The 23,769-nt window shown below is 45.7% G+C and carries 15 protein-coding genes, 1 tRNA gene and 1 rRNA gene; 11 read left to right on the top strand and 6 right to left on the bottom strand.

What is annotated here, in order from left to right:
• The first annotated feature begins 23 nt into the window (after positions 1-23).
• The 3 genes from rrf to L4D12_RS15445 all read left to right on the top strand — a co-directional run bounded on the left by rrf (position 24) and on the right by L4D12_RS15445 (position 2,180).
• Positions 24-139: ribosomal RNA gene (gene rrf / locus L4D12_RS15455) — 5S ribosomal RNA — on the top strand.
• 32 nt (positions 140-171) lie between these two features.
• Positions 172-248: transfer RNA gene (locus tag L4D12_RS15450), tRNA-Asp, on the top strand.
• A gap of 723 nt (positions 249-971) precedes the next feature.
• Positions 972-2,180 carry an MFS transporter gene (locus L4D12_RS15445; protein ID WP_428448742.1) on the top strand — a complete coding sequence of 403 codons (1,209 nt, stop codon included), beginning with the start codon at positions 972-974 and terminating at the stop codon, positions 2,178-2,180.
• Between the two features lie 121 nt (positions 2,181-2,301).
• Here L4D12_RS15445 and L4D12_RS15440 read toward each other — a convergent pair whose 3' ends face one another.
• The 3 genes from L4D12_RS15440 to L4D12_RS15430 form a co-directional block, all read right to left on the bottom strand.
• Positions 2,302-3,726 carry an amino acid permease gene (locus L4D12_RS15440; RefSeq protein ID WP_428448741.1) on the bottom strand — a complete coding sequence of 475 codons (1,425 nt, stop codon included), beginning with the start codon at positions 3,724-3,726 and terminating at the stop codon, positions 2,302-2,304.
• A gap of 59 nt (positions 3,727-3,785) precedes the next feature.
• Positions 3,786-5,228, bottom strand: a complete 1,443-nt coding sequence (gadC, locus tag L4D12_RS15435) for a glutamine/gamma-aminobutyrate antiporter GadC (RefSeq protein ID WP_428448740.1) — start codon at positions 5,226-5,228, stop codon at positions 3,786-3,788.
• A 78-nt stretch (positions 5,229-5,306) separates the two neighbouring features.
• Positions 5,307-7,049 (bottom strand): pyridoxal phosphate-dependent decarboxylase family protein, encoded by a 1,743-nt coding sequence (locus L4D12_RS15430; RefSeq protein WP_428448739.1) that lies wholly within the window; start codon positions 7,047-7,049, stop codon positions 5,307-5,309.
• Between the two features lie 631 nt (positions 7,050-7,680).
• On the opposite strand from L4D12_RS15430, the gene L4D12_RS15425 reads away from it, so the two are divergent.
• The 3 genes from L4D12_RS15425 (at position 7,681) to L4D12_RS15415 (ending at position 9,658) form a co-directional block, all read left to right on the top strand.
• Positions 7,681-7,980 carry a hypothetical protein gene (locus L4D12_RS15425; RefSeq protein ID WP_428448738.1) on the top strand — a complete coding sequence of 100 codons (300 nt, stop codon included), beginning with the start codon at positions 7,681-7,683 and terminating at the stop codon, positions 7,978-7,980.
• A gap of 102 nt (positions 7,981-8,082) precedes the next feature.
• A complete protein-coding gene (locus L4D12_RS15420; RefSeq protein ID WP_428448737.1) occupies positions 8,083-9,282 on the top strand; it encodes an MFS transporter in 1,200 nt (399 codons plus the stop codon).
• A gap of 37 nt (positions 9,283-9,319) precedes the next feature.
• Positions 9,320-9,658: a DUF2799 domain-containing protein gene (locus tag L4D12_RS15415; RefSeq protein WP_428448736.1), complete on the top strand. Its 339-nt coding sequence runs from the start codon at positions 9,320-9,322 to the stop codon at positions 9,656-9,658.
• A gap of 68 nt (positions 9,659-9,726) precedes the next feature.
• On the opposite strand, the gene dapD is transcribed toward L4D12_RS15415, so the two are convergent.
• Both dapD and L4D12_RS15405 read right to left on the bottom strand, forming a co-directional pair.
• On the bottom strand, positions 9,727-10,758 hold the full coding sequence (dapD, locus tag L4D12_RS15410) for a 2,3,4,5-tetrahydropyridine-2,6-dicarboxylate N-succinyltransferase (RefSeq protein ID WP_428448735.1): 1,032 nt from the start codon (positions 10,756-10,758) through the stop codon (positions 9,727-9,729).
• A 281-nt stretch (positions 10,759-11,039) separates the two neighbouring features.
• Positions 11,040-11,333, bottom strand: coding sequence for a YebG family protein (locus tag L4D12_RS15405; protein ID WP_428448734.1), 294 nt, complete (start codon positions 11,331-11,333; stop codon positions 11,040-11,042).
• An 83-nt stretch (positions 11,334-11,416) separates the two neighbouring features.
• Between L4D12_RS15405 and L4D12_RS15400 the strand changes: the two genes are divergently transcribed.
• On the top strand, positions 11,417-12,103 hold the full coding sequence (locus L4D12_RS15400; RefSeq protein ID WP_428448744.1) for a DNA-3-methyladenine glycosylase I: 687 nt from the start codon (positions 11,417-11,419) through the stop codon (positions 12,101-12,103).
• On the opposite strand, the gene L4D12_RS15395 is transcribed toward L4D12_RS15400, so the two are convergent.
• Positions 12,100-13,008 carry a LysR substrate-binding domain-containing protein gene (locus L4D12_RS15395; RefSeq protein WP_428448743.1) on the bottom strand — a complete coding sequence of 303 codons (909 nt, stop codon included), beginning with the start codon at positions 13,006-13,008 and terminating at the stop codon, positions 12,100-12,102. The two genes, L4D12_RS15400 and L4D12_RS15395, sit on opposite strands and share 4 nt — an antisense overlap.
• Positions 13,009-13,133: 125 nt before the next feature.
• On the opposite strand from L4D12_RS15395, the gene L4D12_RS15390 reads away from it, so the two are divergent.
• From L4D12_RS15390 to recD, 4 genes are all read left to right on the top strand, one after another.
• Entirely contained in the window at positions 13,134-14,111 is a 978-nt protein-coding gene (locus L4D12_RS15390; RefSeq protein ID WP_428448733.1) for a TDT family transporter, read from the top strand.
• A 157-nt stretch (positions 14,112-14,268) separates the two neighbouring features.
• Positions 14,269-17,712 (top strand): exodeoxyribonuclease V subunit gamma, encoded by a 3,444-nt coding sequence (gene recC / locus L4D12_RS15385; protein ID WP_428448732.1) that lies wholly within the window; start codon positions 14,269-14,271, stop codon positions 17,710-17,712.
• Between the two features lie 331 nt (positions 17,713-18,043).
• Entirely contained in the window at positions 18,044-21,646 is a 3,603-nt protein-coding gene (recB, locus tag L4D12_RS15380) for an exodeoxyribonuclease V subunit beta (protein WP_428448731.1), read from the top strand.
• Positions 21,639-23,759, top strand: coding sequence for an exodeoxyribonuclease V subunit alpha (recD, locus tag L4D12_RS15375; RefSeq protein ID WP_428448730.1), 2,121 nt, complete (start codon positions 21,639-21,641; stop codon positions 23,757-23,759). Before recB ends, recD begins: the two co-directional genes overlap by 8 nt.
• Positions 23,760-23,769: the final 10 nt, after the last annotated feature.

Here is a 23,769-nt window from a genome sequence, read left to right as displayed (position 1 = left end):
CACATAAACAGTAAAAGAATTTACTTAGCGACCATAGCGCAGCGGTACCACCTGATCCCATGCCGAACTCAGAAGTGAAACGTTGTAGCGCCGATGGTAGTGTGGGGCCTCCCCATGTGAGAGTAGGACATTGCTAAGTGCTAAATTGCTTAAATGCTGAATAGACGCTGCGGAGCGGTAGTTCAGTTGGTTAGAATACCGGCCTGTCACGCCGGGGGTCGCGGGTTCGAGTCCCGTCCGCTCCGCCACTATACTAAGCCCGAGTCTGATGACTTGGGCTTTTTACATCTGTTGAAAAATGAGTAGACGCGCGGCGCGATAGTTCAGTTGGTTAGCCTCTTTACCTTGAAGGCAGCGGCCTGTCACGCAGGGGGATGCGCTGTTCTCAAGGTTGATAGAAAGTCCCGTCAGCTCCGCCACTATACTAAGCCCGAGTCTGATGACTTGGGCTTTTTTCCATCTGTTGAAAAATGAATAGACGCTGCGGCGCGATAGTTCAGTTGGTTAGCTTATTTACCTTGAAGGCAGCGGCCTGTTACGTCGGGGGACGCGCTGTTCTCAAGGTTGATAGAAAGTCCCGTCCGCTCCGCCACTATACTAAGCCCGAGTCTGATGACTTGGGCTTTTTTACATCTGTTGAAAAATGAATAGATGCTGCGGCGCGATAGTTCAGTTGGTTAGCTTATTTACCTTGAAGGCAGCGGCCTGTCACGTAGGGGGATGCGCTGTTCTCAAGGTTGATAGAAAGTCCCGTCCGCTCCGCCACTATACTAAGCCCGAGTCTGATGACTTGGCTTTTTTACATCTGTTGAAAAATGAGTAGATGCGCGGCGCGCGTAGATGCTCGGTATAGTATTTTTGAACGATCGCAATTGCTAATCAAACAACTTGATTTTACATAACTGCTGCTATGGTTAACGAGCATAAAGACTAAGATTGAAGATCTTTTAGTAAATAAAGGGCTTATTATTATGGTTATGCCAGTTGATATGCCATTGAGTAAAAGAGTAAAAGATGTTATTCAACAAAAAAAACATATCTTTTTTCTTTCTTGTCTCATTTTAAGTCTAGGGCAATTATGTTTAAGTTTGATATTCCCCTTACTGCCATGGATCGCTGAAGAATTACACCTATCAAGTCAAACTATACAATGGATAATCATTAGTTACTTATTGGGTTATGGACCTTCTCAGCTTTTATATGGCCCTCTTTCTTATCGGTATGGTCGAAGACCTGTAGTCTTATTTGGGATACTGATTTCAATCATTGGTTTTACGATAGTTATTTTCAATACGGATAGTTTTTTCTATATCGTATTGGGACGGTTTATCCAGGGGCTCGGTGGCGGATGCGAATCTGTTCTAGCAAGAGCGATTATTCATGATAGCTATAAAAGTAAGTATTTTCTGACTGCGACAACAGGCTTAGCCATTTTTTCTGCTTGTGTACCTGTTTGTTCTCCAATTATAGGTGGAATTATTAATCATCATTATGGTTGGTATAGTGTCCTTTGCTGTCTTTTTATCTATGTCGTCATCGTTTATATTTTACTCATCATATTTTTACCAGAAACAGTGATAAAAAAGGATACAAATTTTTCGTTACCAGAGCCGATCAGAACGTATCGCCAGTTGATTAAAGATCGTTATTTTATTCATTATTCAATTATCTCATCATTAAATGGGGCATTAATCATATTTTTAATGGCATGGGTTCCTTTTGTTTTAGAAAGTGAATTTCAATTTAGTTCTGAGCAATATGCATTTTGGTCTGTTATTCCTGCTATAGCTTTATTTTTATCCTCTTGGTGGAGTTTTCATTTTCGACATTCATATAGCACCTCTTCAATATTAATGGTTTGTCCTATTATTCAATTTCTATCTGGTTTATGCCTTATGTTGTATCCACATGAAATTTTTTTTATAACGGTTTGTTTTTTTATAATTGGTTTTCTACAAGGGCTTATATTTCCATGTGCTCAAGCATTATTAATGGTTCCATATGGCAATTATTTAGGAACAGTGAGTGCATTATCGGGAGCATTACAGATGGTTTTTGCAGGGTTAGCATTAGTAGTAATTAATATAGAGAGTATTACTAATTTCGTCACTGTTATTATGTTTGTATCACTCTGTACAGCTTTAATGATATTTATTGATGGGGCAATAATGCATGAGTAAAAACAAAAATCATAAGTTATTAAATGTCAAATATTGTATAAATGATGGATATGGTTTGTTTTGATTAAATCGCAACAACCTAAACACAAAACGTATTCTGTGTTTAAGTTATTGAATGGTACTAATTTGATAGCCAAGATGGCTTACGGTTTTGATAAATAAGAATAGGAATAAGTAAGAATATTATTGTTAATGCGACAAGAATAGCAATATATGAAAATGAACTTCCGGTATTAATTTGAGATGGAGGGATAAAACTTAAGCTTAATGCAATAAAACTTGAAATAAAGCCAAGTGAACCGACAATCCAAATGCCTATATTTCCAAACGGTATTTTATAAGGCCGGTTTACATCAGGTGATTTATAACGTAAATATATGGCACTGGAGAATAATAATAGGTACATGATTAAATAGAGTATAGATGCAAGCTGCCCTAATATTTGGAAGGCGGACTGGACAGAAGGCAAAATTACAAGCATCATTGATAGTATGGTTACAATTACTCCTTGTACATAGAGTATTGGCATTTGTACACCATTACGATTACTACCTTGTAGGATTGTAGGTAGATACCCTTCTTGGCCTACTTGATATAAACCCGTTGATGGGCCGGCAACAATAACGGTTATTTGACCAAAAACACCAATAGCTATAGCAGCTGTAATGACTTGGCTCATCCACTCAATATGGAAATGTTTAAAAATAGTATCGTATGTGATAAATAAGCTTTCAACAAGGTTAATTTTATCATGTGGAACGACAGCACTGATAATCAATGTACCTATAACTAAAAATAATACCGTCATGCTTGATGCAATAGCAATTGCAATAGGGTAATTTTTTGATGGATTATCCATGTTTTGAACATGGACTGCGTTTATTTCCATACCTGAGTAAAAAAGAAAAACACTTGATGCTAATACTAGATTATGAAATTGATGAAAGTCTGGGAGTAATTCATTAGTTGATACTGGAAATTCAACACTTCCCTTTGAGTAAATATAACAAATTCCACTAATGAATAAAATTGTTAATGGTAAAATTGTTCCTATTATACCTGCTGCAGCACTTATTCTAGCTGCTGATTTTATTCCTTTTGATGTCGTATATGTTGAAAACCAATAAATACCCAAAACAACAGTAAGTATAAACTCTTTATTTGCGGCAATTTCTTTAGCATGGTTAGTATCAATAAATGCTATTGAAACAGCAATAAAAATAAGCATGGTAGGAAAACAAATAGTTGTTGCTAGCCATTGTAAGTAGATAGAGATGAATCCTACTCTTTTACCAAATGCTGCACTAATCCAATTAAATACTCCTCCTTTTTGTGGCCAGCCAGTCGCTAATTCAGCGGCGACTAAAGATACAGGGATAAGAAAGCAAACGGCAGCAAATAAATAATAAAAAATCGAAGTGAGACCATATTCTGCTTCAGGCGCTAATCCTCTTGTACTTAATACTGTTGTTATGTTCATAACGGCAAAAGTAAGTACACTAATTTTCATTATTTTTTGTGTGTTTTTTTTTACTTGTACATTCATACCTACTCACTTAAATATAGTAGGCGAATATATTATATTGCCTACTATATATTATCTAATTAATCATTAGTTGATGTTGTCCAGCTTGGTTTTCGGCAAGCATAGATGATGAAAGGTATAACAGTGAAAGCAATTGTACCTATAACAAGAATACCGATGTAGGTTGATGGTGAACCAATAGATATTTGTGACGGTGGAATAAAGCTTAGAACAAACGCTAATATTGAACCAAATAAACCGATCCCAGCAATAAGCCACAATCCGAACATTCCACCGGGTAATTTATATGGGCGAGGGGTATCTGGTTCTTTATATCGCAAATAAATAACAGAAAGGAATAGCATAATATACATGGCTAAATACAGGATAACAGCCAATTGACTGATCATCTGATATGCTGCTTGTACGGATGGCAATAATGTCATGATAATGACAAGCGCTGTCACAATAGCGCCTTGGCACATTAGTATGTTTTTTTGTACGCCATTTGTGTTTGTTTTTTGTAATATAAGCGGTAAATATCCTTTTCGTCCAACTTGTAATATCCCTGCAGATGGCCCTGAAATTATGGCAATTATTTGACCAAGTACACCTAATGAAATTGCAGCAGCAGTCACGTTACCGAGCCATCCTAATCCAAAGTGAGCAAATAGTTTATCGTAAGCGACTAATAAGCTCTGAACTAAGTTAATATCATTTTTAGGGATTATTGTGGCGATGGATAATGTTCCAAAAATAAATATAATAACTGTAAATACGGTGGCATAAATAATAGCTAGAGGATAACCTTTTGAAGGGTTTTCAACCTCTGTTACGTGAACTGCATTAATTTCCATACCTGCGAAGAATAGGAATATGCTTGCGGCAAGAACCAGATTATTGAAATTGCTAAAATCAGGTACAAATCCTTTCATTGAAAGATCAAAATGAATAGGATTACCATTTGCAATATAAATAATTGCTAAAGTAACTAAAATAATACCAGGGATAATGGTACCAATTAATCCAGCTAGAGAGCTGATTTTTGATGCTGTTTTTAAGCCCTTCAAACTGATAAATGTTGCAAACCAATAAACAACCAGTACGACAATGCCACTATAGAAACGGTTAGCAGCTAAAGCTTGGTCAAACGTTTGATCGGGACCTATAAATGCTAACGCAACACCGGCAAAAATAAGAACGGTTGGGAACCAAATTGTCGTTGCTAGCCATTGAAGATAAATGGCTAAAAATCCTAATCTATGACCAAAGGCTTTACTTACCCAGTTAAAGACCCCCCCTTTTTGTGGCCAACCGGTTGCCAATTCTGCTGCGCATAAGGCCACTGGAATGAGAAAAACAACTGCCGCAAAAATATAATAGAAAGCGGCAGTTGTACCGTATTCAGCTTCAGCTGATAAACCTCGTAAACTAACCACTGTCGTTATATTCATTATTGCTAATGTAGCGACAGTTAATTTTGTTTTTGATGCGCCTTTATTCGCCAATATAGTATCAGACATGTGTCAACCCCATAGATAACAAATCATGGTCATGAAAAACACCGGTGTTAGTCACCGGTGTTTTATAAGATGATGGAATTAGTTTTCAGATAAAACTTCATCTCTTGCTAGCAGAACACAATCAATTGCATAGCGCATGATTTCTGGCGTGATATGAACGTTCATTGGAAATATTTTCAATGCAAATATATACGCGTCAGGGTCTGTGTCGTTTCCATTATATTCAGCAACACGGAAACCTGTACTGAAGCTTATATAAGGAGTATAACGACCATTAATTTTCTTACCATCACGGAACCAGTGATATAATTTGTCACCGATGGCTTTTGTTAGCATGTTATTTTTGACTAGTTGCTCTTTATAAGCAGGGTCAGTCAGCTCTTTTCGGTATTGCTCTTCAGCCATTACACCATCAGGGTATGCACGGAATAATGTCACTAAGCCATGATCTTCTGAGTTCACGCATACTGTTTCTGTATGAGAAGCAATTACATTTCGTAGGAAATATTGGTCTTCTAAAATACCGCCTAGGATTGCTTGGAAGCCTTCGTAGCCAAAATATTTCATTGTTGCCCAACCAGCCAATGACCCTGTTGCAGCTCGAGAGACTTCAAGCGTGTAGTCGAGTGGGTTATATGGCGAACGAGGTTGTAAATATGCAGAACCAGGACGTTTTAGTAATGTTTCGAACTCTTCACTATTTTTATAAACAAAACAGCTACTTGCATATGGAGACCAACCTACTTTATGGAAGTCCACACCAACGGCATCAGCGTATTGCACGCCAGACAATGCTTTCGCATTTGCTTTTAGTGAAGGGATTATTTCTTTGGAGAATTGAAGTGGGTTAACATCAAAGTCATATTCTTTAAATGTAGCCCAAGCCCAACCAACAACTGAATCGCAATACAGTAATGCTTTACCATATTTTTCAGTGTTATTTGGATATTGGTCGAGCAGCTTACGAACACCTTCTACCGGGTCAAATGCGTTAGCATCTGTTGTACCCATAGTACAAACGACAGAAGCAACAGGGATATCTTTTTCATGGCAGTCTTTAAGAATTTCTTCTAAATGTGCCAAATCCATTGCATTAGTATGAACATCAGTACGAACTTTAATAATATTATCCATACCAAGGCCCATCCAGTCAGTGCTATTGAGCATGGTATAGTGAGCTTGGTGAGAACAAATTACTTTTGCATCCGTACGGACACCTTTTTGACGAGAGTCTCTCAATACGCGGCTTAGTGCATATTTTACATGGTAAGTCCAACAGCCAGAACCACCGTACGTATATAGACACCCTGTGTTTTCAGGATTCCATCCAAATAAATTACCTAACATACCTGCACTTTCTAATTCAGCACGGTGTACGTTCCATGAATATTCGCCTTCAAGGATGTTAGGTGAGAATATCTCTGATAAAACCGCTGCAACAATAGATGCAGTGTTTGCCTGCGGAATAACATTACACATTGTCAAAGGGTGGCCCCAGTTTGGTAATCCCTCAAACAATGCGACAGTATCATCAATCACTTTGTCAGTAGTGCTCATTTGGCTTGGCATACTGATATGTTTAATATGATCAAAATCTATAGTTAGTTTTGGGTTTTTACCTAAGTAGGCTGGACCTTCAGCATCTGGACGAAGTTGATCTATGGCTTTTACTGCTTTGTCGATGGCAGTAACGAGCGGGTCTGATTCTTCATTTTGGTAAGCAGGAAAAGCACTGAGCATATCTTTACGATATTTTGCCCAATTGCTTGCATCATTTGTAATGTTATTCTCTATATCCCAGTTTTGCTCATATGTTTTCATTTCTTAAGCCCTTAAGTGATCATTACACCTAGTCACCAAAGAAATAGTCTATGTTTGATTAAAATCGTAGGCTATTACAATGATAATTCGCAGCATGCTCTATAGCAGTAACTTGCTGTCGTTTATTAAAATAACAGTGTTTTATTATAAAGAAACGTACCAATGCAATATGTTACTTTGCAATATTGATTGTTTAAAAAGGGTTCGTATTGTGCATTTATTGAGTACATCATACGTAAAAATCATGATAAATCAGAAGTTTATGCTTGTGTGTATTTGTGGAGGTGATTTTAGGACTTTGGCTGGTAACCCTTGCTGCGCATAGCTTGGAGCGATAAGCGACGCCACTGATTAGTGGGGGATAATGCAAAATATTATGGATATAAAGAGCAAAAAATGAGAGGAATGATTGAAAATTTTTAGCCAATATCACAAGTCATTATCATAATTAAAGTCTAAATTTAAGCTTAAAAAAGGCCTTGCAACCCAGCATTTATCTTTTAATGGCAGCTACCCATGAATAAAATCTTACAATGTTGATGGGAGCGCGAATCGGTGATGGCTTGCGTTGCTCTGATTGGCTGTGAGAGGCTAGGCGTTACTGCGTGTTGAGATAAAGGTGAGTCCTTAGATGAAGTATTTTTTTGAACGTACCGAAACGTCGAGCACGATTACCATTGTGCTGAAGCCGCATTCTTTATATCTGATGTTTCTCATGCTGGGCTGTTGGTTGTTCAATGATTTTGTTCTACAGTCTGTGGCGATTGCCCAGATAATCATGCCTATTTTTATCGTGTTTATGGTGATTCGATTTTTCTCTTTGATCAAAGTACAGAAAGAAGTCATTGTCGCGATGAAGCAGGGGAAGGTTACAACATCAGGCAGTAAGTTTTCTGTTGCCAATCCATTTACCTATACCATTGTAAAATAGTCGTCTATTTCTTTCCCACGGGGACAGGCTCTCTTGATACCTCGCTGATTATATTCCACTCAATAGCGGCGCATAATAGCGTCAGTTTATTGAGGATCACAAATGGTAGCGTTTAACTGGAAGCCGTTGTTATTGGCCTGCTTAATTGTCAGTATCGGGCAATTAAGTTTGGGATTGATTTTCCCTACTTTGCCGTGGATCGCGGCAGATCTCCACCTTAGCTCCGGGCAGGTTCAATTACTCGTTTCAGGTTACCTGCTTGGCTTTGGCCCCTCTCAATTGGTGTACGGGCCTCTGTCTGATGTGTATGGTCGCCGCCCGGTATTGCTGGGCGGATTAATTGTCGCGCTGTCTGGTTTAATGCTTGCCGTGAGTCATGGTGATAATTTTGCCATGCTGTTGGCGGGGCGAGTCATCCAAGGCCTAGGAGCCGGAAGTGTTGCTGTGCTTGCCCGAGCCTCTATCCGAGATAGTTATCAGAACCATGATTTTGTTAAAGCGATGACGTGGCTGGCGATTGTAGCGGCATTTACGCCGATTGTTGCTCCGGTGGTGGGGGCCATGGTGAACCATTATTCGGGATGGCTAGCGGTTTTTATCTTGCTGCTGGGTTATATCGCAAGCGTATGGTTAATATTGCTGTTGTTATTTAAAGAAACGTTGGCGGTAAGCACTCGCCGACAAACCGTAAGATCCTTGGTCGGTTCCTATTTCTCATTATTGCGTGAAAGACATTTTTTGTCTTTTGCCGCCATCGGTTGGATCAACTTTTCGCTGGTAGTGATATCGATCTCTTTGATGCCATTCATCATGCAGGTACAGATCGGCTTGTCTTCAGAGCAATATGCCTTATGGGCGATGGTTCCTGCATTTGGTTTACTTTCTGGTGGTATGGTTTGCCAGCGATTGCGGCCAAAATTAGGAACGGCACGCATATTGTTGTTGGCTCCTTTACTGCATTTTGTTGCTGGTTCGGTATTGATCGCCGCTTCTTTGAAGCCGGAATGGATGAGTGTCGGACACTTTTTATTGGCGATGGCTAACGGCATGGCCTTTCCTTGTGCCCAATCATTGCTGCTGATCCCCTATGCTGATAAGGCGGGCACTGTTGCGGCATTATCCGGTGCATGTCAGATGGTATTTGCTTCCTTACTCAGTAATAGCCTACTGAAGTTAGGGATTAGTCAGGCTTGGCATTTAGGCGGGGTGATTGTGGTAGGTGCTGGCGTTGGTTTATTACTGGCTGTGTTGGGCAGCCAGAGTGAAAGCGGTCGTCGAGCAGTGGCGAGTTTGAGCGGATAATCCATACTTAACGCAGTGCTTTGGTTGAGGACAGGTTATGGTGAGGTGGGGCGTATCATTGCTTATTGTGGGCGCCGTGGTTGTGATGGCTGCGTGTATCAGTCCTTATGAAGATAACTTGGCAAAAGGTAAAGAGTGGGCAAAGCTGGGCACTTACCATGGTGAGCAAGGATACAGTGAGTGGAGTGAACAGGACTTGATCCGGCGTGGCGCGTTATCGGAAATCGATTATGAAAAATATCGCGCGGGTTATTTGCAGGGACGGTTTGACTATTGCCGGGGTAAACGTGAGATTAATACAGTGGTTAACCCTGCCTATCCTGATGATTGTAATGATAAAGAGACTCGCTCAGCGTTAGCTGACCGAGGGTACTAAGCGGAATGGGTCACTGAATAAATAAAAAAAGGCTGCTTGGCAGCCTTTTTTTATCGTAAAAAGTGCAATTAGTTATTGCTGTGCAGCTCGCTGTTTAGCTCGATAGCCGCTTTGTTAGTTAAGCACTCAATCACACCGGTCATAGAGTTACGACGGAATAGCAGATCAGGTTTGCCCGCTAAATCACGTGCTTTGGCAACACCTGCTTCTTGACCGTTGTTGTCTAGCAAACGCACTTTGGAACCAGCGGTTACATACAGGCCAGATTCAATGGTACAGCGATCACCCATTGGGAAGCCAAGGCCTGCGTTTGCGCCAAGCAGGCTGTTTTCACCAATCGATACCACTACTTTACCGCCGCCAGATAGAGTACCCATGATGGAAGCACCACCGCCGATGTCTGAACCGTTACCCACGACAACCCCCGCAGAAATTCGACCTTCAACCATGCTTACACCGGTTGTACCTGCGTTGAAGTTGATGAAACCTTCGTGCATCACCGTGGTGCCTTCCCCGACGTGAGCGCCAAGACGCACGCGTGAGGTATCGGCAATACGTACCCCTGTTGGTACCACGTAGTCGACCATTTTCGGGAATTTATCAACACAATCAACCGTTAGGGTTTCGCCGTTTAGGCGTGCTTCCATCTGGCGTTCTGCCAATTCAGGGAGGTCGATTGCGCCTTGGTTAGTCCATGCAATATTGTGCAGCAGACCAAAGATACCATCTAATACTAAGCCGTGAGGCTGAACTAGGCGGTGTGATATCAATTGCAGTTTCAGGAAGCCTTCAGCCACAGAAATAGGTGCTTCGTCGGTTGCTAGAATAACAATAACCAGAGGTTGAGATGAGTGTGCCGCTTTCGCTGCAAACTGCGCACTTTTCTCTTCGCCAGCAGCGCTAAATGCACTGGCTAGATCTGCACATTGTGCAGGTGTAACGTCCAGTGCTTGGTTGCCTTCTTTGTAATCAACAATAGCGGCAATGGCAGTAACAAGCTCATCAGCTGGGTTCAAGATTGGGGTTGGGAAGAAAGCCTCGATAATTTTATTGTCGCGGTTTTTAGTCGCAGTACCGAGGGCAAGTGAAAAGCTGGCCATTATTGTTCATTCTCCATATTGATATGATTAAGCACTGCACAATTGGCAGTCTCCCTTTTGGGGGCTTATCTTTATACTAAGTTGAAACCATCATAAAGATACTTGGCCGGATATTGAAGGGCTAACCGAGCGATCAGTAAAAATGACAGCATTCTTTCCAGTGTTTGATGGTCACGATGATGGTTGGCATTATGCTGAGAAGGAGGCCGATATTGTGAGTAATAGGTATAAAAAAACCTCCAGACAGGAGGTTTTTTTATAAAGATGCCAGCAATAAAAAATTATGCTGCTTCGTCAGTAGATTGCTCTGTAACGATTTCTGGTTTAGTCGCTTTTTTCTTTGGTGCTTTTTTTGCGCCAAGAGCAACCAGCACTTCTTCACGTTTCTGCGCAAGGAACATAGACAGTTCCTCTTGCTTTGATTCGTCATCGAACAGTTCACTTTCGCTTAGTAAAGCAAACATATCGTCAGCCATATCCAGCATTTTGTCGTATGCGTCAGCTTCGGATTTAGAGGTGAAAGTCATCTTTTCTTCTCCGTTGCGCTCAACCACATATTTGACGATAACAGCCATGGTCACCCTCTCCTGAAATTGATTTACTGGCTGTTTATACAGTAGCATAACAGGCCATGTCCAGTGATAAGCGTGTTAATGTGATGGCAAGAGAAAAATTTGAACAAATTTACGCCCGTGCAGCGGAGCGCAAGGGCGGAGTGGCTGAACTTGAAAAGCGATTGGTTACCCCCTTAACCGTGGAACAACTAAAGACGATTGGTGATGACCGCTGGTTGGCGGCATTCAGCCAGAAGGTGTTTCAGTCAGGAATGAGTTGGCAGGTAGTGCGGAAAAAGTGGCCAAATTTTGAATCGGTATTTTTTGGGTTTGATATCGAAAAAATGCTACTGATGCCGATCGAAATGTGGGAGCGTAAAGCAACTGATCCCGCCATTATTCGTCATTTAGGCAAGGTGATGACGATTCCGGCTAACGCACAAATGATTCATGATGTGGCATTACAACACGGATCTTTTGCAGATTTTGTTGCCAACTGGCCCGGCGATGATATTACCGGACTATGGTGCTACTTGAAAAAACACGGCGCACGCTTAGGTGGCAATACTGGCCCTTATACGTTACGTATTATGGGTAAAGATACTTTTATTCTCAGTCAAGATACCGAAGCGTATTTACGTCAGTGCGGGATCATCGATGGCGGGCGTGATACTCAGAAATCCCTTACTGCGACTCAAAAAACGTTTAATGAGTGGCAGCAGGAATCAGGGCGGCCGTTATGTCAGATTAGCCAGATCATCGCCTTCAGTTGTGGTGATAATCATATTTAATCATCCGTGTCGTCATTTGAGGTATCTTGCCATTGCTGGCAAAAAGCCAGAAACAGTTTGAGCAGCGGGCTTTGGTATTTTTCGCGATGATACAGTAGCCAGTATTGGCGCTGCATATCGAGCGGCAGATCAAGGGTCACCAACCGCTTATCTTTGACTGCATGACTGACCGCCCGGCGTGACAGGCAGGTGATCCCTAACCCGGCAGCGGTACAGTTGATGATAGCCTCGGTGTTATTGAGTTCAAATGCCTGCTGCCAGTGTTCCAGACGTGGTGCGAGCCGGCTGAGGAAAAATTCACGGGTACCGGATCCGGGTTCCCGTAAAATCCACTGGCAATGCTCTAAATCTGCGAGGCTGAGTTGTTTATTGTGAGTCAGGGGATGATCCGGATGGCAAGCCACCACCATCTTATCTTTAAGCCATGGTAATACCGCTAAGTGGTCTTCTTGGACTTTACCTTCTACCAGTCCGACATCGAGTTCGAACTCTGCCAGCATGTGGCAGATCTGAGCCGTATTGGAAATAAACAGCGATTGATCACTGTGTCCTGATTCTTGGCGAAAATCACGCAGCAGGAATGGGGTCACTTGATTACCGACTGTATCGCTGGAGCCTATTTTCAGCTTGCCAGTGATCGGCCCTTCCTGACTGAAAAGCTGCTCGATATCCTGGCTGCGGGCCAGTAGTTCATCGGCCAGAGGCAGTAGTCGTTTCCCCTGTTCATTGATTAGCAAGCGGTTGTTATTCCGGTCAAATAACTTGTGACCAAGTTGCTTTTCAAGTTCAGACAACGCCATGCTAACGGCGGGCTTTGACAGAAATAATTTGTCCGCAGCAGCGGTGATAGTGAGCTCTTGAGCGACACTAACAAAAATCTTCAGTTGGCGCAGGGCGATATTCATGCAAACAAAGTGTTCAGTAATATTTAACTTACCATTAAATATATTCAATTATCATAAATCATTCAAATTTTATACACTATTGGTGTGTTAAGAAGCGACGGCAAGAGAGCCGAGTAGAGTAGTTTATGATTCAGGCAACGAAGAAAAAAGTATTAGGCGCGCCAACGCCAATGGCAGGATTAGCATTGGGTATCGCTAGTTTGGGCTGGTGTTGGGAAAATGCCGCTGATCTGCATGGCGTTGGCCAAATGACGGGTGCCGCAATTGCCAGTGTCTTACTGCTCGTGCTACTGGTGAAGTTCCTGTGGCATCCGAAATCGTTATGGACTGATTTAAGTCATCCAGTCGTGGGCAGTGTAGTTCCGACGTTTGCCATGGCGACCATGGTGGTATCAAAGGCTCTGGGGATGTATTTTGCTGTTGCTGGTCAGGCATTATGGTTGTTTGCAGTGATCCTACATCTGATCTTTTTGGCCCTATTTACTTATCATCGCGCCTCAGAATTTGAGCTTCACCACATGGTGCCAAGTTGGTTTGTGCCACCGATTGGGATCATTGTGGCGGATGTGGCCTTTCCGGGAGGGGCGTTGCGCCCGCTGGCTGAGGGGCTACAACTTTTTGGGATGAGCATTTATGCGGTAATGCTACCAATGATGATTTACCGTTTGATTTTCAGCCATGAAATTCCTGATGCCGCCAAACCGACGATTGCCATTATGGCCGCGCCAGCAAGCCTATCGTTGGCTGGTTACTTAACCGTAACGCAGCATCCATCACCGGTGATCATTGGTTTGTTGGGCGGAATTGCGGTGCTGATGACATTCGTGATTTATATTGCTTTCTTCCGTCTGCTTCGTCTGACATTCAGCCCAGGCTACGCGGCGTTTACCTTCCCGATGGTGATCGGTGCGACGGCACTGTTCAAGATGGCAGCATGGATGGTAGCAAGTGGTTATGCGCCAGAATATGTTCAGCAGGTTTCAACCTTGGCACATATTGAGCTATATGTTGCGACGGCAGTGGTGGGATATGTCGCTTTACGTTACCTCGCATTCTATCGCCCAATGTCACGTCTGGTTAAACCAGCCATACGGCACGCATAATAGCAGGCTCGTATCCCGCTATCTTGAGATGAATGTGTAGTGATAAGCCCGGTGGTCGAAAGCGATCCCGGGCTTTTTTATTGCATAATTTTGGTTTGCAGCTAACAAGTCGATAGTAGACAATCACAGTAATTTCCCCTGCTGGTGAGGCACCTGCGTGTTTACTGTCTATCACTCCAATCAGCTGGACTTACTCAAGTCGCTGCTTGTTGAGCTTATTCGTTTTCGACCTTTAGAGAATCCGTTTGAGGAGGAGCAAATCCTGGTGCAAAGTCCGGGGATGTCGCAATGGCTGAAGATGGAGCTGGCAAAATCGTTTGGGGTTGCCGCCAATATTGAGTTTCCGTTACCGGCAACTTATATCTGGAAAATGTTTACCCAGGTATTGGCCGATGTGCCAGAGCGCAGTGCTTTCAATAAAGAATCGATGACCTGGAAATTGATGCAGGTGCTGCCACAGCAGCTTGAACTGCCTGAGTTTGAGCCATTGAAGCGCTATTTAGAAGATGATGAAAGTGATCTCAAACTCTATCAATTAGCCGAGAAAATTGCCGATATCTTTGACCAGTATCTGGTCTACCGGCCTGAATGGATCCAGCAATGGGAAGCGGGTGATGAGGTTATGGAACTCGACGGTGAGCACCCCTGGCAGCCGATGTTATGGCAAGCCCTGTATGATCATACTCTTGCGCTGGGCCAGTCGCCGTATCACCGTGCCAACCTCTACGAACACTTCATTGATACACTGGAAAACTACGCCAGCAGTGGCACCGTGCCAGACCATCTACCCAAGCGGCTGTTTGTGTTTGGTATTTCTTCTCTCCCGCCGCGCTATCTTGATGCCCTTGCGGCACTGGGCAATCACATTGATGTTCATCTGATGTTTACCAACCCGTGCCGTTACTACTGGGGGGACATTCGTGACCGTAAGCATTTGGCCCGTCTCGCGGCCAATAAGCGGATCATGTTACGGACGGTGAACGACGAGCAAGCACTGAACGATCATATTGAGCAACTCAAAGACAGTGATGAAAATCATTACGATGCCGACATGCATAATGATGTCGTGGGCAATAGCCTGCTGGCTTCAATGGGCAAGCTGGGGCGTGATAATCTGTACTTATTGTCAGAAATGCAGGTCAATGAAGTGGATGCCGGTTTTGTCGATATTGAGCCGGATTCGTTACTGCATGCGATTCAGGCAGATATTTTGAATCTGGAAGATCGCCAGAACGACACGATCCTTGATAACAGCCTGCATAAATTCCCGATCAGCCTCGATGATAGCTCGCTGGCGATCCATGCCTGCCATAGCCCAATGCGAGAAGTTGAAGTCTTGCATGATAAGTTACTGTCGATGTTTGACATGGATCCGAGTCTTAAGCCACGCGATGTGATCGTGATGGTGGCTGATATCAATGCCTACAGCCCAGCGATCCAAGCGGTCTTTGGTAATGCTCCGGGCCAGCGTTATATTCCCTTCTCGATATCAGACCGGACTGCCGAGCAAGAAAACCCGATCCTGTTGGCCTTTTTACGCCTATTGTCGCTGCCTGAAAGCCGCTGTCATGCCTCTGAGCTGCTGGAGCTGCTAGAAGTACCGGCGGTGATGAGCAAGTTTGGTTTTGATAGCGAGAGCTTCGAAAAAATTAAGCGCTGGATAGAAGAGGCAGGTGTTCGCTGGGGACTGGACGAACAAACCGCCAGCCAGTTTGACTTGCCTGCACAAACCCAGAATACCTGGCTATTTGGTATCCAGCGGATGTTGTTAGGTTATGCTATGCCTCACGATGCAGGCTTGTTTGATGGCATCTCAGCCTACGAGCAGGTGCAGGGTCTCGATGCGGAACTGGCGGGGCAGCTGGCGGGATTTATTGATTGTTTGGTTGGTTACCGTCACTTGTTGGCGCAACCGCATCCGGTTGCCGGTTGGACTGATATTCTCAATTCCCTGCTTGATGATTTCCTGAGCGTTGATCTTGATGGAGAATTGGTCCTGAAATCGATCCGCGATCACCTGCATCGCTTACATGAGCAGTTGGGCGATGCCGGCTTCGATGCCGAGATCACGCCTGAAGTGTTGAATCAGTATCTGCACGACAAACTCTCCGGTGAGCGGGTGAGCCAGCGTTTCTTAGCCGGTCAGGTTAACTTCTGTACTCTGATGCCGATGCGTTCGATCCCGTTTCGGGTGGTGTGTCTGCTCGGCATGAACGACGGTGCCTATCCGCGTAACATCGCCCCGGAAGGGTTTGATTTAATGAATGGCCGGACCCGGGCGGGTGATCGTTCCCGTCGTGATGATGACCGTTACCTGTTTTTAGAGGCCATTCAATCGGCTCAGGAAATTTTGTATATCAGTTATGTTGGCCGCTCGATCCAAGATAACGCCGAGAGGATGCCATCGGTATTGGTCAGCGAGCTGGTGGAATACTGCCAGCAAGGGTATTGCTTGGACGGTGATCATGATTTACCCGTTGATCAGTCGGCAGCCAAGATTAAAGCCGCGCTGATTCACCATCATTCTTTGGTACCTTTCAGTCCAACCGCCTTTAGCGGTGAGCAGGCTAGTTTCGCCGCAGAATGGTTGCCTGCCGCAGCCCGTACTGGTACCGCCAGTCAGGCATTCCAACTGGCAGCCTTGAGTGCTGATCCACTCCATGATGGCTCAATGATGGTGTTAGAGCTGGCAGAGTTACAACGTTTCTGGCGTTTACCGGTCCGTTATTTCTTCAACCGCCGCCTGAAAGTCTTTTTTGAACCGCCAATGGGGGTAATGGAAGATGATGAGCCGTTTGTCTTAAATGGGTTAGAAAGCTACCAGCTTCGTGATGAACTGCTCGACTTGCTACTTGATGCCAGAGTAGAAGGTCGCAATGAGGATGAGGTGTATCAGGTGTTTGCTGCAGAGCAGAAGGCGGCAGGTAATCTTCCGGTTGCGGCTTTTGGTGAATTGGATCTGGGTGCCACCCGACTTGATGTATTGGCGTTGGTTGCGGAAGTTGAGCCTTTTGTACAGCGCCCACTGGACGATCATGAAGTTGATCTGAGTTTCATCATTGAGGGAGAGACCGTTCAATTGCAGGGCTGGCTGAAACAGCGTTATTCGTCCGGTTTACTGCGTTATCGCAGTGGTAAGATCCGCGCGCAAGACCACCTTGCGGCCTGGTTTGATCACCTTTGCTTAGCCGCCAGTGGCAAAGGACAAGAGACCCACCTGATCGGCACCGATAAGCATTTGTTGCTGCACACCGTTGAGCCTGATCAGGCGAGGGCGTATCTGCAAGAAGTACTTGAACTGTATTTTGAGGGGTTGAATCAGCCGCTGGCCTATTTCCCGAAAACGGCACTAGCGGGTATTCAGGCCTGTATTGGTCGTGATGGAAGCTGGAAAGATGATGATGAAACACGTGAAAAAGCCATGAATAAGATGGCTGAATGTTTCAATGATGGTTATCTGTTTGCGGGTGAAGGCGCTGATACCTATATCGCTCGAGTATGGCCATTGTGGACCGATGAACTGGCGCAAGAGGCATCTCAATTAGCTGCACGAGTACTGCAAGCGGCAATATTGGGCAGTGAATCGGTAGAGATGTTGTGATGAGGCTGCATGGTGCGATAACGGGGATAAAGCGAGATGGGAGTAGTGTGGCCGTCAGCAAATCATTGTTAGTTGTAGGGTGTCTGCTGTACGACCACTGGTGCAGAGGTAGACCAAGTTTCTGCTGGCGATACTAACCAAACCCTATTGGCTAAACCGTGAGTGAGTTCTCACAACAAGGGGATAACTATCGTGGTTAAGATATTTAAACTCATTATAAGTACTTGATCACATTGGCAATGTGACCAGTGTCACGCCAAAAATAAACCTGCGAGGTTGCTGGGGTCGCCTGGTGGCTTAACTAAGATCATAGAATTTGGAACGACAATCCATGGATAACGCAAGCGTTGCCAACACATTACAACCAATGACCTTCCCCTTGCATGGGGCGCGTTTAATCGAAGCTTCAGCTGGTACGGGGAAAACCTTCACCATTGCCAGTCTTTATCTGCGATTGCTGCTTGGTCATGGTTCGGTAGAAACGCGTCATGGTAATGAACTCACGGTAACGGAAATTTTGGTTGTGACGTTTACGGAAGCGGCCACCGCCGAGCTGCGGGATCGTATTCGTGCCCGAATCCACGATGCCCGGTTAGCTTTTAGTCGCGGTGTTAGCCATGATCCGGTCATCGCGCCATTGCTTGCGGAAATCCATGATCATAAAGCGGCGGCGGAGATTTTGCTTAATGCCGAACGGCAGATGGATGAAGCTGCGATTTATACTATCCATGGTTTTTGTCAGCGGATGCTGACTCAGAATGCCTTCGAGTCAGGTAGCCGGTTTAACAATGAATTTGTCACTGATGAAAGCCAGCTAAAAAGTCTCGTGGTTGCTGATTACTGGCGGCGTAATTTTTATCACTTAGCCACACCATTGGCGAGTGAGGTGCGTAGCATCTGGTCATCCCCTGCCGCGTTGTTGAGAGATATTGGTAATAGCCTGACAGGGGCCCCCGTTAAGTTATCTGTTGCTGCCATGAGTGATTCCCTTGCGGATCTGCATCGGGAAAATATGCAGCGTATCGACAAGATTAAGGCTCAATGGCGTGAGCATGAAGCTGACTTTGAGGCGTTGATAGCCAATTCTGGGATCAATAAACGCAGTTATACCAAAAAAAGTTTACCGGCTTGGCTGGCACAAGTGAGCCAGTGGGCAGCGCTGCCGACGGACAGTTATGAACTGCCCGATAAACTTGAGCGTTTTCATCAGCAAACCTTGATTGAGAAAACGGCCAAAGGTGAGCCACCTGAGCACCCGGTTTTTGCTGCCGTCGCAGCCCTATTGGATACCCCAGCTAATTTGCGTGATCCACTGATGGCGCACGCGATTGAGCATTGTCGGGCGCTATTGGCACAGGCGAAGGCGCGTAAAGGCTGGTTATCGTTCGATGATTTGCTGACCCAGCTGTCTGCCGCAATTGAAAACGATCATGGTGATTGCCTGACGGGGCGTATTCGCACCCAATATCCGGTGGCGATGATCGACGAATTCCAAGATACTGATCCACTGCAATATAATATTTTCAGCACAATTTATCGTCACCAACCTCAGTGCGGACTGTTTATGATCGGGGATCCGAAGCAGGCGATTTATGCCTTCCGAGGCGCTGATATTTTTACCTATATTCAGGCCCGCCGTCAGGTTCAGGATCACTACACACTGGAGACAAACTGGCGTTCAACGGCTGATATGGTTGGTGCGGTGAATGCGGTGTTTCAGCAGCCGGATAGCCCCTTTATTTACGATCAAGATATTCAGTTCTTATCGGTGAAACACAGTCCGAAAGCCGCGGATCGTAGCTGGTGGCTGGACGGTGAGCGCCAACCTGCGCTGACGTTCTGGCTGCAAGAGAGTAACGCGGGCAAACCGGTGACCAAAGGCAGTTACCAAGAGATCATGGCGGCGGCGACTGCGGCACAGATCCAATATTTGCTGACTCAGTCTCAGCAGAAAGCCGCCTACTTTAGCGAGAAAGACCATCAGCATGCGATTGAAGCGGGCAATATTGCCGTGCTGGTTCGGACGGGTAATGAAGGGCGGATGATCAAGAAAGCATTGTCAGATCAGGGGATCGCCAGTGTCTATCTGTCGAACCGTGACAGTGTTTTTTCCAGTGCAGAAGCGGCAGACGTGCAACGGCTATTACAAGCGGTACTGACCCCTGAAGATGAGCGGGCATTACGGGCGGCGCTGGCATCCCGTTTGTTTGCCCTGACCGCCGTTGAGCTAGATGAGCTGAATAACAGTGAAACTGCGTGGGAAGTGGCGATTAACAGCTTCAAAGGATTCCGTAAGCAGTGGCTTAGTCGTGGCGTGATGCCGATGTTGCGCAGCGTGATGGCGCAACATCAAATTGCGGAACGTTTGTTAGCGGATGAGGGGGGGGAGCGCCGCCTGACTGATTTGCTCCATATCGGAGAGTTGCTGCAAGCAGCCAGCCAGACATTAGACAGTGATTATGGCTTGCTGCGCTGGCTGGCGGAGAATATCGCCGAGCCAAACGGCAATGCCGACGATCAGGTGGTGCGGTTAGAGTCGGAACGCAATTTGGTCCAGATTGTCACTATTCACAAATCAAAAGGCTTGGAATATGACGTGGTATTTATGCCGTTTGTGTGCAGCTACCGCGAAGTCGACAGCAAAGGTGAAGTGAAGTATCACGATGACGCTGACAACATCACCATATTGGATATCGCTAAACAAGCGGATTCGATTGAAAAGGCGGATAAAGAACGGTTGGCAGAGGATCTTCGTCTTATCTACGTTGCTCTGACACGGGCGGTGTATGGCTGTTACGTGGGTATGGCACCGATCCGTAATGGCCGTAGCACTAAAGAGCCGACCGGGTTACATCAGTCTGCGATGGGGTATCTGGTGCAAAATGGTCAAGCCGGTGGGATTGCCGAGTTGGAACTGGCGTTGGCCAAACTGGCCGAAAGCCAGTCGGCTATTCGCGTTGTTGCTCCCCCGCAACTGGCTGATCATCCTTGGCAGCCATTAGCCGAAGAGGCTCCCATATTGGCACCGAATGTTTTTACCGCATCGTTAGAGCGCAATTGGTGGATGACCAGCTACTCCAGCTTGGTTAAGCAGGGGCATCAGGCCTACCATGACAGTAGCCTCGATCTACCGGGGTTCGATATTGAATCGGCGGCGGAGTCGTTAACGGGAGGGGAGGATGGGGTCATTGATCTTGAACCGGTACGCTCAATTTATACCTTCCCGCGGGGGGCGCGTCCGGGCACCTTTTTGCACACTGTATTTGAAGAGATTGAATTTACAGCGCCTGTTGATAGCCCTGAAACCGTCGCCATTCTGACAGACTTGTTACAAAAGGAACATTATGAGCTGGAGTGGCTCCCAGTGTTGCAGCAGTTGATCCACGATGTGTTGCACTGTGTGCTGGATGAGCAGTCGATGCGATTGGTGGATAAAACTCCGGCGCAGCGCCTGACCGAGATGGAATTCCTATTGCCGATAGAGCTGTTGCAGTCTGCGGTACTAAATAAAGTGATTGCTCGGCATGATACGGTCTCAGCCAAAGCGGGTGAACTCGGTTTTGCCACCGTCAGCGGTATGCTGAAAGGTTTTATCGACTTGGTATTTGAACATCAGGGTAAATATTACGTGCTGGACTGGAAGTCGAATCACTTAGGTGATGATCCGAGCGTATACCGCGGTGAACAATTGATCGCGGCGATGCGTGATCACCGCTATGACTTGCAGTACCAGATTTATGCATTGGCATTGCAGCGGTTCTTACGCAGTCGGATTCCCGATTATGACTATGAGCGCCATTTTGGTGGGGTATATTACTTGTTTTTACGCGGGATGGCTGCGGGCAGTGATAGCGGTATTTTCCATGCGCGGCCGAGTGCAGCGTTATTGTCTGATTTAGAACGCTTGATTGATGGAGAGCAGATTGATGCTTAAGCGATTACACACCCTGACGCAGCAAGGGATTTTACGTCAGCTTGATTATCAGTTTGCCAAGTTTGTCGCACAACGTAGCACGGAAGCCGATGCACCACTTGTCGCCTTAGTGGCGGCATTAACCAGCCATGAACTCGGTAAGGGGCATGTGTGTTTAGCTTTGGGTCATGTTTCGGCACAGTCATTGTTTGGTTTGCCATCGGCGGTGTCGGTGCAGTTACTGGATGGAATCGTCGAGCCGGATGAATGGATCGCGTATTTACGTCGTTTGCCTGTCGTGACGGATATGTCAGGACAAGGAGCCCAAGAGAAGCCTCAAGCGACGCCATTAATCTTGCAAAATGGCCGTTTATATCTACACCGCTATTGGCATTTTGAGCGGCTGGTTGCCAATAAACTCCAGTCCGCCGCGCAACCCAATGTGTTAGCGTCATCCGACACGGCGATGATGGCTGAGGTACTGGATAGGCTGTTTCCTCGTAGCTATACCTATTTATTTATGGCCTTGCAGCAGTTAAAAAGAGATGAAGCCGCCAGTACAGAGCAGATTAATACACTGCAGCAGCGTCAACGCGAGGTGTGTGACAAGCTGGATGTAGTACAGCCTGATCGGCTTGATTGGGCCAAAATTGATGCGGTCGCAACTCGTGCTATACGTGCCGAGGAGCTCAGTGAATTAGATGCGCTAGTACCGTCAGTTGCATGCCTTAACTGGCAAAAGGTCGCGGCAGCGATGGCACTTACCCGTCAGTTTTCGGTGATTTCGGGAGGGCCGGGTACAGGTAAAACGACCACGGTAGCAAAATTGCTGGCGGCATTGGTGATGCAGGCGGATCACTTAAGTCGTGGCGATGACGATGCGATACCGACGATCAAACTGGTCGCTCCAACGGGTAAAGCGGCGGCTCGTCTGACCGAATCCATTGGTTCGGCGATACAGTCGTTGCCCGTCTCGCCCGAGGTCAGAGAGCGGATCCCTACCCAGTCCAGCACGTTGCACCGCTTATTGGGGTCGGTACCGAACCAGGTTGATTTTCGACATCATAAAGATAATCCGCTGCACGTGGATGTGTTGGTAGTGGACGAAGCCTCGATGGTCGATCTCTCGATGATGGCGCGCTTGTTAGATGCGTTGCCATCGCATGCCAAATTAATTTTACTCGGTGACCGCGATCAGCTTGCGTCGGTTGAGGCCGGAGCCGTGCTTGGCGACATTTGTGCGTTTTCTTATCAGGGTTACAGCTCGCAGCAAGCACAGGTGTTGAGTCAGCTTACAGGCTTCCAGTTAGTGGGTAATGCCAATAATGATGTGGCGATGAGTCCCGTGGCTGATAGCTTGTGTATGCTGAGGAAAAGCTACCGTTTTCATGCCGAGTCGGGCATTGGTCAGTTGGCTAAAGCGATCAATAACGGCAACCCTCATCAGGTCGATACGGTATGCCAGCACGGCTATCAAGATATTAAGCATTATGGGTTAAGTACGGACAGTTACCAGCAGATGATCACGATGACCGTTATGTTCTATCGTAATTATTTGGAGGCGATTGAGCAAAAGCAGTCCCCCAAAACCGTTCTGGATGCATTTGCATCGGTGCGATTACTGTGTGCGCTGCGAGAGGGGGATTTTGGTGTTGCAGGACTGAATCACCGCATCGAACGCGAGTTAGTGAAAGCGGGTAAAATTAGTCAGACGGATGATACCTGGTATGTCGGGCGGCCCGTGATGATCACCCGTAATGACCACGGTTTGGGGTTGTATAACGGGGATATCGGTATCGCGATGATGGATGAAACAGCCAATCCGGCACAGCCGCATTTACGGGTCTTTTTCGACATGCCAGATGGCACCATCCGAAGCGTACTGCCGAGCCGTTTACCGGATCATGAAACCGTGTATGCAATGACGATTCATAAATCACAAGGCTCTGAGTTTGCTGATACCGTGATGGTGCTCCCGACCGATTTTACTCCTATACTGACCCGTGAGCTGATCTACACTGGGGTCACCCGAGCTAAAACCCGCTTATACCTGTTTGCTCAGCCTGCAGTGATTAAACGGGCTGTGCAGTTACGCACCGAGCGGGCCAGTGGTTTGGCTCACTTATTGCGTTAACCTGCGCCGT

It is taken from the genome of Photobacterium nomapromontoriensis (assembly GCF_050336815.1).
In the GTDB taxonomy this organism is placed as follows: domain Bacteria; phylum Pseudomonadota; class Gammaproteobacteria; order Enterobacterales; family Vibrionaceae; genus Photobacterium; species Photobacterium nomapromontoriensis.
This window is presented reverse-complemented; position numbering and strand designations above follow the sequence as displayed.

What these genes read in the sequence shown, in the direction of transcription:
- gadC (WP_428448740.1), bottom strand. Translation starts at nt 5,228, where the DNA reads ATGTCTGATACTATATTGGCGAATAAAGGCGCATCAAAAACAAAATTA.
- L4D12_RS15405 (WP_428448734.1), bottom strand. Translation starts at nt 11,333, where the DNA reads ATGGCTGTTATCGTCAAATATGTGGTTGAGCGCAACGGAGAAGAAAAG.
- L4D12_RS15400 (WP_428448744.1), top strand. Translation starts at nt 11,417, where the DNA reads ATGGCAAGAGAAAAATTTGAACAAATTTACGCCCGTGCAGCGGAGCGC.
- dapD (WP_428448735.1), bottom strand. Translation starts at nt 10,758, where the DNA reads ATGGCCAGCTTTTCACTTGCCCTCGGTACTGCGACTAAAAACCGCGAC.
- recD (WP_428448730.1), top strand. Translation starts at nt 21,639, where the DNA reads ATGCTTAAGCGATTACACACCCTGACGCAGCAAGGGATTTTACGTCAG.
- L4D12_RS15425 (WP_428448738.1), top strand. Translation starts at nt 7,681, where the DNA reads ATGAAGTATTTTTTTGAACGTACCGAAACGTCGAGCACGATTACCATT.
- L4D12_RS15445 (WP_428448742.1), top strand. Translation starts at nt 972, where the DNA reads ATGGTTATGCCAGTTGATATGCCATTGAGTAAAAGAGTAAAAGATGTT.
- L4D12_RS15415 (WP_428448736.1), top strand. Translation starts at nt 9,320, where the DNA reads ATGGTGAGGTGGGGCGTATCATTGCTTATTGTGGGCGCCGTGGTTGTG.
- L4D12_RS15420 (WP_428448737.1), top strand. Translation starts at nt 8,083, where the DNA reads ATGGTAGCGTTTAACTGGAAGCCGTTGTTATTGGCCTGCTTAATTGTC.
- L4D12_RS15440 (WP_428448741.1), bottom strand. Translation starts at nt 3,726, where the DNA reads ATGAATGTACAAGTAAAAAAAAACACACAAAAAATAATGAAAATTAGT.
- recB (WP_428448731.1), top strand. Translation starts at nt 18,044, where the DNA reads ATGGATAACGCAAGCGTTGCCAACACATTACAACCAATGACCTTCCCC.
- L4D12_RS15390 (WP_428448733.1), top strand. Translation starts at nt 13,134, where the DNA reads ATGATTCAGGCAACGAAGAAAAAAGTATTAGGCGCGCCAACGCCAATG.
- L4D12_RS15430 (WP_428448739.1), bottom strand. Translation starts at nt 7,049, where the DNA reads ATGAAAACATATGAGCAAAACTGGGATATAGAGAATAACATTACAAAT.
- L4D12_RS15395 (WP_428448743.1), bottom strand. Translation starts at nt 13,008, where the DNA reads ATGAATATCGCCCTGCGCCAACTGAAGATTTTTGTTAGTGTCGCTCAA.